The sequence below is a fragment of the Affinundibacterium danionis genome (assembly GCF_042432465.1).
GTDB classification, from domain to species: domain Bacteria; phylum Pseudomonadota; class Gammaproteobacteria; order Burkholderiales; family Burkholderiaceae_D; genus Undibacterium; species Undibacterium danionis.
Genome location: NZ_JBHLXJ010000008.1, coordinates 90,736 through 104,911 on the forward strand (window position 1 = coordinate 90,736; position 14,176 = coordinate 104,911).

The 14,176-nt window shown below is 46.1% G+C and carries 23 protein-coding genes and 1 other RNA gene; all 24 read right to left on the reverse strand.

The features are described 5' to 3' along the window. Nucleotides 1-99: 99 nt before the first annotated feature. Nucleotides 100-1,278: a phage minor head protein gene (locus ACFFJH_RS07745; protein ID WP_390211454.1), complete on the reverse strand. Its 1,179-nt coding sequence runs from the start codon at nt 1,276-1,278 to the stop codon at nt 100-102. After that, nucleotides 1,279-2,832: a DUF935 domain-containing protein gene (locus ACFFJH_RS07750; protein WP_390211455.1), complete on the reverse strand. Its 1,554-nt coding sequence runs from the start codon at nt 2,830-2,832 to the stop codon at nt 1,279-1,281. It abuts the gene before it with no gap. 24 nt (nt 2,833-2,856) lie between these two features. Continuing rightward, nucleotides 2,857-4,524, reverse strand: coding sequence for a phage terminase large subunit (terL, locus tag ACFFJH_RS07755; RefSeq protein ID WP_390211457.1), 1,668 nt, complete (start codon nt 4,522-4,524; stop codon nt 2,857-2,859). After that, a complete protein-coding gene (locus tag ACFFJH_RS07760) occupies nt 4,517-5,017 on the reverse strand; it encodes a DUF1804 family protein (RefSeq protein ID WP_390211458.1) in 501 nt (166 codons plus the stop codon). Before ACFFJH_RS07760 ends, terL begins: the two co-directional genes overlap by 8 nt. Beyond that, on the reverse strand, nt 5,017-5,235 hold the full coding sequence (locus ACFFJH_RS07765; protein ID WP_390211459.1) for a hypothetical protein: 219 nt from the start codon (nt 5,233-5,235) through the stop codon (nt 5,017-5,019). Before ACFFJH_RS07765 ends, ACFFJH_RS07760 begins: the two co-directional genes overlap by 1 nt. Next, complete coding sequence (locus ACFFJH_RS07770; protein WP_390211460.1) at nt 5,232-5,534, reverse strand: hypothetical protein; 303 nt, start codon at nt 5,532-5,534, stop codon at nt 5,232-5,234. Before ACFFJH_RS07770 ends, ACFFJH_RS07765 begins: the two co-directional genes overlap by 4 nt. Next, nucleotides 5,524-5,754 (reverse strand): TraR/DksA C4-type zinc finger protein, encoded by a 231-nt coding sequence (locus ACFFJH_RS07775; RefSeq protein ID WP_390211462.1) that lies wholly within the window; start codon nt 5,752-5,754, stop codon nt 5,524-5,526. Before ACFFJH_RS07775 ends, ACFFJH_RS07770 begins: the two co-directional genes overlap by 11 nt. Further along, the gene (locus ACFFJH_RS07780; protein WP_390211464.1) at nt 5,747-6,208 is read right to left on the reverse strand and encodes a hypothetical protein; all 462 of its coding nucleotides are present in this window, start codon (nt 6,206-6,208) and stop codon (nt 5,747-5,749) included. Before ACFFJH_RS07780 ends, ACFFJH_RS07775 begins: the two co-directional genes overlap by 8 nt. A gap of 62 nt (nt 6,209-6,270) precedes the next feature. Next, nucleotides 6,271-6,888, reverse strand: coding sequence for a transglycosylase SLT domain-containing protein (locus tag ACFFJH_RS07785; protein ID WP_390211466.1), 618 nt, complete (start codon nt 6,886-6,888; stop codon nt 6,271-6,273). Next, nucleotides 6,889-7,242: a putative holin gene (locus ACFFJH_RS07790; RefSeq protein WP_390211468.1), complete on the reverse strand. Its 354-nt coding sequence runs from the start codon at nt 7,240-7,242 to the stop codon at nt 6,889-6,891. A 170-nt stretch (nt 7,243-7,412) separates the two neighbouring features. Beyond that, complete coding sequence (locus tag ACFFJH_RS07795; protein WP_390211469.1) at nt 7,413-7,982, reverse strand: YbjQ family protein; 570 nt, start codon at nt 7,980-7,982, stop codon at nt 7,413-7,415. 32 nt (nt 7,983-8,014) lie between these two features. Continuing rightward, on the reverse strand, nt 8,015-8,455 hold the full coding sequence (locus ACFFJH_RS07800; RefSeq protein WP_390211470.1) for a Mor transcription activator family protein: 441 nt from the start codon (nt 8,453-8,455) through the stop codon (nt 8,015-8,017). Beyond that, nucleotides 8,452-8,883: a gp16 family protein gene (locus ACFFJH_RS07805; RefSeq protein ID WP_390211471.1), complete on the reverse strand. Its 432-nt coding sequence runs from the start codon at nt 8,881-8,883 to the stop codon at nt 8,452-8,454. Before ACFFJH_RS07805 ends, ACFFJH_RS07800 begins: the two co-directional genes overlap by 4 nt. Beyond that, a complete protein-coding gene (locus ACFFJH_RS07810; protein WP_390211472.1) occupies nt 8,880-9,296 on the reverse strand; it encodes a hypothetical protein in 417 nt (138 codons plus the stop codon). The genes ACFFJH_RS07805 and ACFFJH_RS07810 overlap by 4 nt, the downstream gene beginning before the upstream one ends. Nucleotide 9,297: 1 nt before the next feature. Then, nucleotides 9,298-9,990, reverse strand: coding sequence for a DUF2786 domain-containing protein (locus tag ACFFJH_RS07815; RefSeq protein ID WP_390211473.1), 693 nt, complete (start codon nt 9,988-9,990; stop codon nt 9,298-9,300). 7 nt (nt 9,991-9,997) lie between these two features. After that, nucleotides 9,998-10,067: hammerhead ribozyme type II (locus ACFFJH_RS07820), an RNA gene on the reverse strand. A gap of 8 nt (nt 10,068-10,075) precedes the next feature. Beyond that, on the reverse strand, nt 10,076-10,351 hold the full coding sequence (locus ACFFJH_RS07825) for an HU family DNA-binding protein (RefSeq protein ID WP_390211475.1): 276 nt from the start codon (nt 10,349-10,351) through the stop codon (nt 10,076-10,078). Nucleotides 10,352-10,487: 136 nt separating this feature from the next. Then, nucleotides 10,488-11,117, reverse strand: coding sequence for a DUF3164 family protein (locus ACFFJH_RS07830; protein WP_390211477.1), 630 nt, complete (start codon nt 11,115-11,117; stop codon nt 10,488-10,490). A gap of 137 nt (nt 11,118-11,254) precedes the next feature. Then, on the reverse strand, nt 11,255-11,761 hold the full coding sequence (locus tag ACFFJH_RS07835; RefSeq protein ID WP_390211478.1) for a hypothetical protein: 507 nt from the start codon (nt 11,759-11,761) through the stop codon (nt 11,255-11,257). A 32-nt stretch (nt 11,762-11,793) separates the two neighbouring features. After that, entirely contained in the window at nt 11,794-12,072 is a 279-nt protein-coding gene (locus ACFFJH_RS07840) for a hypothetical protein (protein WP_390211480.1), read from the reverse strand. Then, nucleotides 12,073-12,288, reverse strand: coding sequence for a hypothetical protein (locus ACFFJH_RS07845; RefSeq protein WP_390211481.1), 216 nt, complete (start codon nt 12,286-12,288; stop codon nt 12,073-12,075). Beyond that, a complete protein-coding gene (locus tag ACFFJH_RS07850) occupies nt 12,285-12,770 on the reverse strand; it encodes a MarR family transcriptional regulator (RefSeq protein WP_390211482.1) in 486 nt (161 codons plus the stop codon). The genes ACFFJH_RS07845 and ACFFJH_RS07850 overlap by 4 nt, the downstream gene beginning before the upstream one ends. Further along, the gene (locus ACFFJH_RS07855; protein ID WP_390211483.1) at nt 12,757-13,404 is read right to left on the reverse strand and encodes a hypothetical protein; all 648 of its coding nucleotides are present in this window, start codon (nt 13,402-13,404) and stop codon (nt 12,757-12,759) included. Before ACFFJH_RS07855 ends, ACFFJH_RS07850 begins: the two co-directional genes overlap by 14 nt. A 2-nt stretch (nt 13,405-13,406) precedes the next feature. Continuing rightward, on the reverse strand, nt 13,407-14,168 hold the full coding sequence (locus tag ACFFJH_RS07860; RefSeq protein ID WP_390211484.1) for an AAA family ATPase: 762 nt from the start codon (nt 14,166-14,168) through the stop codon (nt 13,407-13,409). Nucleotides 14,169-14,176 lie beyond the last annotated feature (8 nt).

Consider the following 14,176-nt stretch of genomic DNA (forward strand, 5'->3'; position numbering starts at 1 on the left):
ATTTTTCCTATGCTATTATTCATATTTGGTAAGTAGCAGATGCGGCCTCGCTTTGAGCGTCAGGTTAGAGGGCACATAGTGCAGCATTAACTTCCGCAGCTACTTACCAGTCTTAATGACCAGCGAAACCAGCGTTAAAGCTTTATTTCTTTTCCCAGGCTGCACTTCAAACGCCGCACGAAACATTTCCCCGTCGATCAGCTTCATTAAAACAACTCTGGCAAATTTGCCGCTATCGTTCCCCTTTATTATCGTGTCAGGTTGATTCACAACATCGATTAGGTGCACGTAATCCTTGGGTTCCGCAGGCCGCTGCGTGCCGCTATCGCCGCCATGCGAGCGCTCAACGTGCCTAGGCGCATCGGATCGCATAGTCACCATATACCCCGTTAAATCCTCACCAAGCGTTCTACTAAGGGCAGCAGCATCTTCTATAAAACCTAGCCATAAGGTTTCAACTAGCGTCGGAGTTGCAAGTGCTCGCCTAACAAAATCGGGGGCAGTATCAGTCGCGTTTATATACCGATTGATATCACGCGTGAGCGACTTGGTAATCGCAGGAGGATAAGTGATGAGTTTATCTTGCACCAATTGACGAAAATTAGAGTCTACGCCTGCGCCAGGTGCGTAAGCAAAGCCATCATCAATCCCAGCAATGTCATCAGTAGCTGGGGCATTTGCCGGGCCTCGTCCGTTTGCTATCGCTTCCATATAGACAGACTTGTTGACAGAGATAACACGACAATGACAACCCCAGCCATTTGGCGGGAAGTGCGTCGTCCAGAACACGTGATCGTGTGGAAGCGTTAAACCATTCCAACTAACGTGCTTTGGTCTTGGGTACATTAATCCATCACTGTGCTTATATTGCCAGTACGGATTAACTTTAAGTAGCTCAGGGTCTTTAAGTTGCGCCCATCGACCTGCCGCATAACTGGTAGACATGTTCGTCTGATAAATCACTTTAGTTCGCCAAGCTTCACCCGCTTTGCTACCTTCACCAGTCCAACCGCTCCAACCGTGCTTAGCGACAATGGCTTTAAACTCTTTTCGAAATGTTGCTAAGCCTGTTCCTTTCTCGATCGCTTTAGCAACGATCCCGTTGAGGTCGTGTAAGAGGTCAGCCCCTTGCGCACCTGCGACCATGAACGCCTTATCATGAGCTGCTTTTAGAATGTCATCCCAGCGCTCTGAAGGCAAGTTCAGCTTCTTCTTAAAGAATGCTACTTGCTCAGCAAACGGCTTATTCCATGGCGGATATTGAATATAATCAGCCATTTACTTTCCGGCCTTTACATCCGCCATACCTGCCAACTCAGCTAACATTAAGCCCTCGGCCATTACCGTTCGAAGATCTTCCAGAGGTAATGTGCCGTAGGCAGCAAGTAGGGTATTCTGCAGCTCTTCCAAGCTATTTGCTGACTCAACCATCGTCGAAATATGTTCAATCACTTGCGACCAAACCGCATCATTCCTTTGATTTGTCGTTTGCTCTAACTGGTCAATAGGGTTTTGATTATTTGCTTTTAAAGCTGCAAGACGATTAACGCTCATTGCATTTAACGCAGGGCTGGCACTTTTAACTGATTTTAAGATCGGCTCGTTATTTTGTGCAGAAGGAATAGACAGCTTACGTTGAACCCATGAGATAGGAACAGGCATATCCATATTGACCAAATTGGGCAAAGCATCAGCAAGCATCTTGAAATCTTCGATTTCACGAACATCAAAATGAAAGTGTGGCATCCGACGCATGTCTTCAACCTGGTGGCCATTTAACACCAACAGTGGATACAAGAGATCTCGCGTCAATGTGGGTGCAAGCTGTTTAGAATCCGATGCCAATATTTCTCGCCTAGCATCATCATGGACTTTGCCAAGTGCATTGGTGGACGATTTTCCATCAGCTTGACTGGATAAGGTTCCACCCAAGATAATTTTTGACATGGTCTGCTCAGCCCACGTAATCATCGCCTGAAAAGGATCATGATTACCTTGCGCAGCAGCTTCAAATTCAATCGCCATACTTTCGGGAATAATACCTGCAGCAGAATGCCCTAGCTGAGTCACAGCGCGTAACAACGTCGCTTTCTCGGTATCACTAGTACCTGGTGGATACTTACCAAGGCGAATTGGCATTCCATAGATTTCCAGCAACTCGGCCAAATCACGAATGGCATAATTTTTAAAAAGGAACGGCCATGCTAATATCCTGTGCAATCCAGAGCGGGAAAGTATGCCAGTCCGCGCACGATGCTTATGCACGATCCATCCAAACGGTATCAGCTCTGCACCATTAGGCGTATTGTCACGCAAGCGGAGGTCATTCTGATCAAAGCGGTTAACAGTGAACCATGTAGGAGGCCGATGCACTGCTGATCCAACTAACCACTCCCTACCGCTCAAAGTCCAATCTAACTCGATACACGAATATGCATGACCAATTGCATCGAATGCATCTAGTAGTAGTTGATCAAAACTAGGAAAATCTTGAATTACTTCCGTCAAGTATTCTGTCTGCGCTTTTTCTTTAGCATTGGCGTTACGAGGTGGTCTTATTTCCCAATCGACTGTCAAGATGGCGCGTTTGCGCTTGTCCATCTCCGCATAAAGATGTCCATCCTTTTCTTCCATATCTGCGAATAGCTCCGCTTGCGCAATTAAATTACCTTGCTCGGCCTGCTGCAAAATGCCAGCAAGTCGGACAGGCGTTAAACCTCGACTGGGGTGATTAGCATACTCAGTATGCAACTGCATAAGTTTCGCCGTTTGTGGCTCGTGCAAAATCTGACTTTGGATTGGATTGCCGTGTTGATCTACTATCGTTGCCATAATGATGTTTTCCGTTAAAAGTTGTTACCAAGCGCCAGCGCCTGTGTAGATCTCATCGTCATTTTGTTCATCTTCACTGCTGTGATCTCGCTTATTTCCACCTGCCTGAAAATCAAAACTAGCAAAACCCGTTGTCGCGATCATGTAAAGAATCTGTAGTGCATCGGGACCATCGTCGTGATCCGCTTTCGGGAAATGACGTAACTGCTCTTGCAGCGTTATGTGGGTGCTATGAATGCGAATGAGCTTGTTCGCCATATGCGGCTGCAAAGTTTCTATACGCAGGATCTTGTCGCTATTCGGGATAACTGCACGTGCAGGAACCGGTATTTTTTGGATAGCTGAGCGTTTGACTAACTCCGTTCGCATAAACTCTTGAAACTGAACTGATTCAACACCCCACAGCAAACAACGGTATATTTTTTGAAATGAGATTACGTCTTCAATGATCTTGTCTGGCAAGCGTTTTTTAATACTGGCTTCAACTACATCCAGCACACCCGTCTCACGGTTCACCCCTCCGACCAAGATAGCTGACGGATCTCGGCTGCGGCCTTGTTTGCCAAGAGATGGATCGCAAGCACCGAAGAAAACCCACTCAGCCAACCGATTGACCCAAAAATGGATACAGTTGGCAAATGGTGCATCCTCACCGGACACTGGATCATTCTGCTGCTCGGAGTCAAACGCCTCTTTACCATCGCGAGCACGTTTGATCATCAATTTATAAAACGTCGTCCCACCTGGCCAACAGATCTTCGCACCTGCATCCATACCAGGATGTGACCGGAAAAAATTTAACGCTTCGGCCTCACCCTCATTTAACAAAACCTCAGTCCATTTATCCCAAAGCTCCATATCTTCCGGCCATTGCTCCACCGCTTTAAACTTCTTGCCGCGCCACAGCTTGTTATTAATGAGTCTAGACAGTACAGAGTCATAGTGCAGGATGGTGCCAATGATAAATACATCTAAACTGTCGTCGGCATAGCCCAACGATAGTAAACTCTTTAACACCCACGTCATCAGCTTGTCTCGCTGCTCTGGGCTTCGAACGTTTTCATCATTTTCTAAATCATCGCCAATAACGAGGTCAGGGCGATACGGGCCATGACGGCGACCACGAATCTTTTTGCCTGATCCAAAAACCTCGACTTTGACATCATTGGCCGTGACAATAACGCCTACTTGCCAAACCCGACCTTGTTTTGTAGCTTCAGGAAAATCTATCAATAAACGCGGATTAAATTCAAGTTCGGCTTTGATTGCTTCTAGCATTGGCAAAGCCTGATCAAGAGCATCCATCACAATTAACGGGTACTTCTTACGGCCTGTGACGATGCACCATAAAGTACCTATCTGAGTCACGATGGTTGATTTAGCGTGTCCACGCGGCGCAGCAATGGCGTCATGATCACCGATATCATTGTCGACAACCTCTTGAAACCGATCAAAAAGGTAGTCGTGTACCGTCGCTGGTGAATGTTTGATGTAGTGCGGAAAATAGGTCTGCGCAAAAAAACGAAAAGACCCGAAGGCCTGTAATCGACGCGCCTGAATCTTATCTGGATCAGGGTCGAATCCATCACATTCAGACTCAATCGCTAGGCGCATCCCTGCGGCCAGATCCGCGACCTGGGTCAAAAATTCCTTTTTCGTCAGCTTGGTTGACTTGCTACTTCTATTAGCCATACGTTTTTCCTAGCTCCTCACCAAATGGCTCTAAGATTTCAGTAAAGGCGTTGGCATGCTGTGGATAACGTTGACGTACAAAGGTTGCCAGATTCTGCATCACTTCCATCGCGGTAGCTAATTCAGAGGTTTCAGGCAACAGTCGCTTAGAGGCACTGATCGTTTTATTAAACGCATCAGCCAAACTAGCCAGTAATTGAACTTTGATAGTTGGATTCAATTTACTGTCTTTAGTAAGTTCTTCCATGCTTGATTGGTATTGGATGACAAGGCCTGCCAACATTTGACGGCCTATATCTTCAATCGCACCACCAGCCATCAACTGGGCTGCTTGTGCTTTATCCCAGTCGTCACCTTGTTCCGATGCTGCCGCTTTCCATCGCGACGCTGTGCCGTAGGACACACCAACCTTAACCGCCGCCAACTCCAAAGACAGACGGTCAAACACATAAGCACGTCGTACTTTGTCACGTGTCTCTGCTGGATGTGCCATTACAGCCCCAATTTATATTTAGCTGCCAAAATGCCAGCTGTGACAATCGCACCAGACACGGCACCAGCGCCAGCTCCGTAGAGGGCTGCTTGTCGTTTAAATTTACTCATTTGAGCATCGATGTCATCGACTTTATGTGAGACCTCACCCACCTTATGATTAATCGAACGCAGCAAGGCGAGTTCTTCACTTACTGGTTTGTTGTCGGGTGTACTCATGGTTTATCGGCTTTCTTGTCTAGTTTGTCGGTAATGTGATCGATCTTTGCGTTGATACTTCCCAACGCAGTGAGAAGCTCTTTTCTGCCATCAGTAACTTCTGACTTTTGCGCGAACTGCAAAGCAGAATCCAACTGATAATGATGAAAATCGTCCGTCAGTTTGTTCATCTTGGATTTAACGCTATCGGTTTCAAGCTGCTGCCGATTCATCCACTGACGCACAAAAAAGGCGAGGCACAACATGAGCAAATTAAATGCACCCATTACAATTACGCCAGTCGAAATCTCAACGCTCATAAAAATCCTTTTCGCGTATCTCTTGACAATGGGTGCAACGTTTACAACCTAACATTGCGTGACGGCGCTCCTCTGGAATGTCGTCGCCACAATCTAAGCAATGTTGCCGACTGTCTTCAATAGTTTTACCTATCAATCCGGCACGCTGCACTTGCGCTGCCAATGCACGCTCACGCGTTTGTTCTTCAAGCGCACTTGCGCGATCATTCATATCAGTCATGCTGTATCGGGACGATGGGTTTAGATGGATTAAAGTCAATCAGCGCGTGGTATCGGGCGCGGCAGACTTCGTATTGTTCTTTTGCGTTGTTGATCCAGAGCGCGACGTCGGTATCGGTGGTAACGGCTTCATCCGTTGCGTCAACGCTTGGGATGGCCTTGGACATTCCTGAAGAGTCACCTCCTGCTTCGGTTCCACTGTTGAGCACGCGGACAAGGTCAGCGTTAAAACAAGTGCGATTAGTCGCATACTTAACGATTTCATGTTGCTTCCTTTCTTTCACTTCTTTAAGTTCATCTTGCGTTGAGCGCAAATTTTCAGCGAGTAAATTCGCTTTATCATTTGCTTCAATCAAACGTTTTTTACCTGCGTTCTCGGTAGCATCTAGGTTCGCTTTGTGCTCGGCCTTTAGTAACTTGATACTAGTTTCTAATCGCTCCGCTTTCCTCGTCATTAGACCAAGCCCAACCAATAGAAAGAGACAAACGACGAGCAACGGCTTTGAAAAATTAGGGATCATCGCAACACCTCACTAGTACAGGAACCCTTACCCCACGTTAGATACAAAGCTTCGTAACGAAACAAGATGCGTCTTGGATAATCCCGATTTTCTTTAAAATTGGCTGTAGACCTGCCAGCATTGACTAGCTCTACCTGTTCAAAATAGATTTGCGGATTCAGTCCCTTACTGAATGCAAGTTCCTTATCTTTGAATACCCATCCCAATCCACCGTTAAAACCGGATAAGGTCATTGCCATACGCTGGCAGTGATCAACTGCTCTGATCTGTTTATATAGCCATAGGTTGTATTGGGCGAGCGAGCGCATTGCCCAAATTGGATTTTTAGGCTGACAATTGATTACGCTGATACTGTATTTGCTACACCACCACTTCGCGGTAGCTGGCATGAATTGCCCCATGCCTTCCGCACCAACACGGGATACTGCTTGTGAGTTCCAGCCACTCTCTTGCTGTATCTGCGCAGCAAAGGTAGCAATGGGCGCATCCAAGCCCCATTCAGCGTGGGCGATGCGCGTTAAATCCGCTTTGTGCTTGAAAGCAGCGGGCGGGATGGATTGCGCCATCGCAGTAAAGCACATGGCGCAAATAAAAGTGGCAATCAGCCAGCGCATTTAAGCACCCAACCCAATGGCGATCATGAATGCGGAGACAATTAAAGCTCGGCGTATCTGCGCGACTGCAAAAAGCAAGTCATTTGGAATTTGGCATTCCAGGTTAAAAATTAGACCGCCGCCATCGATGTTGGCATTATCACTTTCATCATCTGCTGCATGAAAGCGGTCAGGACGTGCATACGGGAATAAAGAGCGATCTAGCCAATAGCCGCCAAATCCACCCATTGCGATCAGGTTGAGTTTATAAAGACTGACTGGTAGTTGTTGTGGGTAGAGGAAAAAGATTGCCAATGATAGCGCCAGCGCGATCAGCAGCCAGTCCATCATGCGAATTTTGAGAAAGTTTTTCATGGGGCTCCTAAACGGTTATCAAGATTTAATTAATTAAACAAATCAAGACCCCAGTTTAGGAGGGGTGACATACTTGCCCTAGATGATGGGCTTCACATAAAAGAAAAGACCGCGTCATGGCGGTCTTTAGTGTAGTTCGATTCAATTCTCATGCAATGCATGTTCGCTATCTACTGACTCGGCTTTTTTTTCAATTTCACTGCAGTACCCATGCCAGTCACAATAAAGACACCATGCCCATTGGCTCCACTTATTTCCTCATAAGTAAAACGCAATCCGATAATCGCATGTGCATCAGCAGCCATAGCCTCATGCTGTAAGATTTTTAAAATTTCGGCTCTTGCTTTAGTAATTAAGATCTCAGTATGATGGCTTCTACCAGACCCCACCAAATTTCTAGCTAAGCCATCAATAGCTTCACTCATGGCACCAAAAGCATGTGTAAAATCGCCACATACCACATCAACAATTTCCTCAATCTCGTAACCTGGGACACTCTCAATTGTCGAGAAAATTACTTTTTTCAGCTCTTTCTTGATGAGCGTTGGATCTACATTACTCCAATTTTTAGTTAGTCTGGCTTGAGCTAAGGATGCCTGTTCATTCTTCTGAATTTCTTTTTGAGAAGCTAAATACTCTTCCACTTTCGCATAAATCGCGCCACATTTTGGGCATTCATATTCAGGAGAGGTATCTGATGGTTGGCGGGTGTAGTTACACTTCAAACATAACTTAGACATTCTTCCATCTCTCCATTTAACGATTCAATTGGTCAAAATAAACTTGCTTGCCCTTCATCCAGATGATGATCTTTCTTTGTCATATCTGTGGTCTTTAATATTTCCCAAACGCGACGGTCACTGATTTCAAAATCACGCACCAGCTCTCGTATCGAAGTACCATTATTATAAGCGTTTACTATCCTAACATTACGTTGATGCCGATAATGCTCGGTCATTTTTGGGATATAAACATCATCACCATCAAAATGTTCACACAACCGTTTTGCGTTTTCAGTTCCAACGACATCAACCAAGTAAGCATAGCTTTGCGCACCCAAGCCTGTTTCTTTCTTTGGAAAAGCATAACGAGCGCCACCCAAAGCCTTCGGGTCCATCATACGCATAGCAGCACCTTCACCGATCAATCGAATCAATAGCTGCACGGTTCCTTCCGCGCTGGACAAAACTCGATCTGTATTTGGGTCACTCATTCTGTGTACCTACCTTTCCGTTTTGCGTCTTTGATTAACGCCACAATGATCTTGGTCAGTTGCTCAGGATCACACCACTCAATACGATCAACCTTGCAAATACGCTTTGCCATACCATCTGCATACGCCCACGGTAACTGCGCCTCTGCAAGTTGTGCTTCGATTTTGCTTATTAGACTAGTTTTATCTCCGGTCACAACTGGAGCAGGTCTACCTGCTTTGTTCGCCTTTACCTTAAAGCCTATCTTCTTAAAGTGATTAAGTAATAGCTTGCGCCCTTGCCACGTTAAATCCTTACTAGATGTCTTGCCCGTCACGCTCAACAGCAAGGAACGGTATTCATCATCAGCAAGGCCAAGCTGTGTTTTAGCAATATGTATCTGTGCTAGTTCTGCCTTGCGCATTTGATCGGCGTTCTTCAATGTCATGGTGAAAGTCCAATTCTGACTACAGACAGTTCGTTATTATTTTTCTCGAAGTGACGACGCATTGCTGTTACGTTCGTCCAATTCGAGTGCAATACGGTAATAGACTTATTAAAGTCTGCCAGTTTCTCTTTAGGGCAACGTTTGCCGCCATATATTTTTATGAATTGTGCGCGTTCTTTCTCGCTCCAAATAAATTTGGTAACAGGTCGATAAAAGCGACGACCTTCATCACTACCTTCGGACATAAATTCTCCACGAACCCAGCCATTTACATAAGTGACAATTTCATACTTCCTTGGTTTGACACACATAACTGCCAATAGCACATTAAAACCATCAATGAGCAACTCAACCTGTCCGAATGAGCTACTTAAATTGTTTTCAATTTCTTTCCACTGTTCTTTCGTGATCATGTCACGCTCCAATCAATGATTGCTCTTGATTGCCAACACCACGATTTAACGTGACCTTCTTACCCTCAGCAAAGCCATTCCAAAGATGATTATGACCACTAGTGCCGCTGACCTTACGCTCACGTTCTTTTAACGGTAATAGCTTTGCATGGTTGGCTTTCATATAAGCCGCAATCGCTTCTTCCTGTTCTGGCGTTGGGCTTAACTGTTGGATTTGGTTATGCACCGCTTCAACCCAACCGACACAAAACATATCAGCTGCTGCGGTCTTATTCTTACGATGACGCTTTAACGCTGTCGCGATGTAGTTGGCACGCGCCTTAGTCAACTGGCGGCGTAATACCGCAAAGGTGTAAGTCGCAATCTCCGGAATAGGTGCAGCCGCAATAAACGAATAGCCACCTTCAATCGCCATTCTTGATCTGCTTAGGCGACGGCAAAATATCATCTGACATCCAAATACTTCACAGATAACAACTGCCAGATGCACTTCATAACGCGCTGGTATTTTGCTGGCACTGCTTTTAACAAAGTCTTCACTAATCGTAGAAGCTAATATTTCAGGATGATCAATACCAAACTTCTCCATAAGCTTCTGCGCTTGACGTAACGCTGCAGCAGCCTCATGCGGCTCACTAGATTTCGCCAATGCCAGGCATTTGCGTATTTTTTCGATTGCGGTTTTCTTATCCATATCTCTCTTTCGGCTGCTCTTCAGTGCAAGGCCACCACGGCTTGCAGACAAAGCGGCTAGGCCGCTTTGTTTCGCTTCTTACTGTCTAAGCTGCAGCCGCGTCCTTTAACGCTTTGGCAGGGCTAAATTTAGGTGAGCGTTTTGCAGCAATTTCAATACTTTCACCAGTTGCAGGATTACGGCCTTTACGTGCAGCACGCTCTTTCGTGCCAAACTTGCCTAGATCGGTAATGGAAATTTCATTACCAGAACGTACCGTGTCTACTACTGTTGTCACCAAGGTGTTCAATACCGATTCCGCTTGTGCTTTAGTGACATCTGCGGATTCTGCTAAGTGTTTTACTAATTCTTGCTTGTTCATGTTGTTACCTCATAGCGTTAAATAGTTATAAAAATCGACCCTTGTCGTGGGTCATTCGGCGCATCCAGTTTTACCCTTTGCGCTGATGCTCGTTTTGTTGGCTATGCCACGAGCAGCTAGGCAGTTACAGCACAAATTACAAAGCAGCCATATCCAATGGAATAGCGTCGTATTGGTCGGTATCGCCTCGACGCTCATAGAAGCGCACGTATTGCTTGCTTCCGACTACTTGAACTGATTCACCAATTGCCTTCATGGCGTTGTTCCAGCGTTCATCCTTGATATCTAAACGACGCAATCCCAAAATACGGGCATGGTTCAAATTGCCTTCGCTATCAGTCTTAAATGCGTCTTGCACCAAGACCTGAATTTCAGGGCTGGAGCCTTGGCTCCAATCCTTGATGCATTCGTCAATCAAAGACTTCGCGGCCTGCAGGCGTTCGTCAAATTGAATCTTTTCGGATACGGCAAACTGCACCTTGTATTTACCATCAAAACTAAACAGTGTGACGTTGCCTTTCTTGCCGCCAAGCTTGGCTTGGTACTGCTCCATACTCAAATCAACAAACGCGGCGATATCACCAAATGCTTGCGCTTTAAATGCGGTCAAGGCTTCTTTAACGCCTACCGCTTTTTGAATAAGTTCTTGCACCAATTGATCGCGCTGCTTATCGATAGGTGCTACCAGTGACACTGGCACCAAGTGACCAACGGAATTTTTCATAAAACCTGCTGGCACTTCAAATTGTTCTGCTGTATTCATCATTTCTCCTTACACATCAGTAGGGCCGATTGGTATTCGGCGATCATTGGGTTTTGGTTCTTGCTGCTTGGGTGCTTCATCTGTTTCTGGTGGCGGTGGCCACGGGTAATGCGGTTCAAATAAATTCACGCTTTCTCCTGTTATTTAGGTTTGGGTTTCAATGCCTGACGAACACTTTCAGGCATCGGTTGCTTTGGTTGTGGTACTTCAAGTTTTGTCACACCTTGCACGACGTCTTGGCGATGGCTACCAGCTCCCGCAACGCCTTGACGTTGCGCTTCTTTTGCTTGCTCTAACTTCGCTTCTAACTTCTCGGCTGCACCGATCAATACCGCGAGTAAGTAGCCATGACTTTTAAGCGGTAGTTGCAATGTGCCTCGGCTGGCCAATACGGTTTCAATCGCCAGCTTCCAACTTTCACGCGGTGCGGCGTAGTGTTGGCCATTGCGTGTTACTTTGCCTGCTTGCACCATAGGCACCAGTTCCTCTAATAGCGCTGCTACACGATCAAAACTCAAACTGCGCTTAGATGGACGGAATAACGCGAGGTACTGCACCAGAGCTTTGCCAAGCGTTAAATCCATTCCCATTGCTGCCGCAATCGCAGATCGGGCAGCATCGTGATTAATCATCGCGTCAAGGCTCATTTCAGCGCCACACGCTGGGCATGCTGTACGCATTAATGCACCACCGCTTCCTCATTTGAAGGAGAGGCAGGCTCTACTTCAAATTTGACGCGATTGACGATGAAATCCACAAGAATGGCTTCGACCTTTGGAAGATCGTTTGCGACGTGAGCGACGACCATATTCATTAACCATTGACTTAAATCAACTGTCGATTTTTGAAATTCATCACGTTCAACTAAAGATTGCTTAAGTGCTGCTTCGAGGTCGTCACAGGTTGGACTCAAGCCAGCGCTTAACTTATTAGAGAGTAGTTCCAGTGGCGTTTCCATTTAACGACCTCCTAACTTGAGTAATTCGGTTCTGGCTTCAACACGACGCATGAGTAATTCTTTACGCGCTGCTTCTGCTTCTTTTTTGTTTTGTTCTGCATCCGTTAAATAATTTCCTAGGGCTTGATATTTCATATCAATCACATGAATATGAATCGAGATAGCAGCGCGGCGGATGGCGTTCACTATTGGTTTTGAGTTGATAAATGGTTTCATAAAAACTCCATCACTTGAGGCGCGCCAACTTCAGGCAAAGGCAAAGTTACTTTGTCAATGATTCCTGCTTGCTGCATTGGCTTATCTTCCGAAAATCCTTTCTTTGCTTTGCCATCGGTTTCTGCCATCGGCTTAAACTCGCAACGTTGGCACTCCTGCCACTGGATCATCCGCAAAGGGTTGTGTGTTGGTGCCTTGCATAAAGCCATTTCTCGGCAATGCTCAACGTTGACCACTTGTTTCGTGTGGCAGCAAATAATTTGCTCATAGGTACGGCGGTAGGCTTGTTCAATACGTTTAACGCTAGACCGTCCATCTCCATAGGGGCCGCATCCATTACACACTTGGGAAATCACAGTGCGTTTAATGCCCATCTTTGCGCCAACAGCAGCTTTACTCGACATACTCACTTCACGCATCAAGCCAATAAACCATGATTCATTGACATAAGGCTGTGGCTTTTTCTCTTTACTGCTCATCATCAATCTCCTTTTCTTCTGTCCACACAACACGATTCCAGTTGGGGTCAAACACACGTTTTGTTCTTTGAATCATTGGTGCACGCCTTCCACTATTCATGTTTGGCATTAGGCGGTAACTAGCTGGTTTAGCTTTGTGTCCGCGTACTGCAGGTACAGTGCATTCCAAGTACCCCGCGCTATACAAAGCAGATACATAGCTCTTAGCAGTTTCATCTGACACTAAATTAGTTGCTGTGGAAGCGAACGCAGCCAGTTCCCGATAGTTAAACGACTGATTCACAAATAAGCGTCTTATCGTTCCCCACATGCGCTCATTGCCGCTACCTTCTTCAATTAACGCTCCCTTTTTATCAATGCGGGGCGCTTCGATCCCATTGTCAGTTTTCAATTGATAGTAGTTACGCTTGCAGATGCCCTTGACGACCTCACTGTTAAAGACTGTTATAAAACCCGCTTTCAAGAGGGCTTTAAAATAGTCTTTCACCATGCTTTCATCGACTTTAGAAATGTGCTCGATTTCCTGCTGTGTAAAGGTCTCGTCGCAATCCAAGCCTACTGAGCGAATAGTTTCCCAAATTCGCTGCCGTGGCGATTTGCCGCCAACCATTTCGACACAGGCTGATTTTCTCGCCATGTTTACACCCTCCGATCAGGTGCACGATTGGCTGGCAAATCAATCTCAGTCAAAGTGGCCACGTCGATTTGGTCTAATGCATACAATTGAGCATGCTGGTGTATCGTCGCCAGGCAAGTCACGATGCGACGTACAGATCCTTTAGAGATAGTCACCAGCTTATCGACGACATCACTATGCAAATCGACATCAGGGCAGTAGATAGGTGCCAATTTAACGGTGTCGCTATGGCTCACTGGTTGCGCTGGCGCAAAGTCATAAACGCGGTTATGAAAGCGTTCCCATGCCTCCAGTTTGCGCGGCAGCATTTCTTCCCCAACCAGGAGCAAAGAGCCTTGTGATCCTTCGTAAATATCCCGTACCAGTTCAATCAACGTATCGGATTTAACGGCATGGTCAAATTCATCAATGATCAAAGTGCGACGTGATGCTGATAACTGCTGAGTCACCAAATCAAGCATCTTAGATGTCGTCGTTACCTTATGCGACACACCCATTTCCGCCAAAATCTTGGCCAGTAAATCCTTGCTGCGCCATGCAGACAGCATCTGCACATAGTACGCACGGCTTTCATTCGCCAATGAGTTAGTGGCAAACGTTTTCCCCCAGCCGCTAGGTCCATATAAGACGCCAATGCCAGGCACACCTTGCCGACGTCCGTTTAATTTTTCCAGCGAAGCTGTCACTACATCCAACGTTGCGATGGCCGCGATGCCGCCATTTGGCCGACTCTTACTATTGCTATTTAAGACGCTTTTACTCATAATGATTC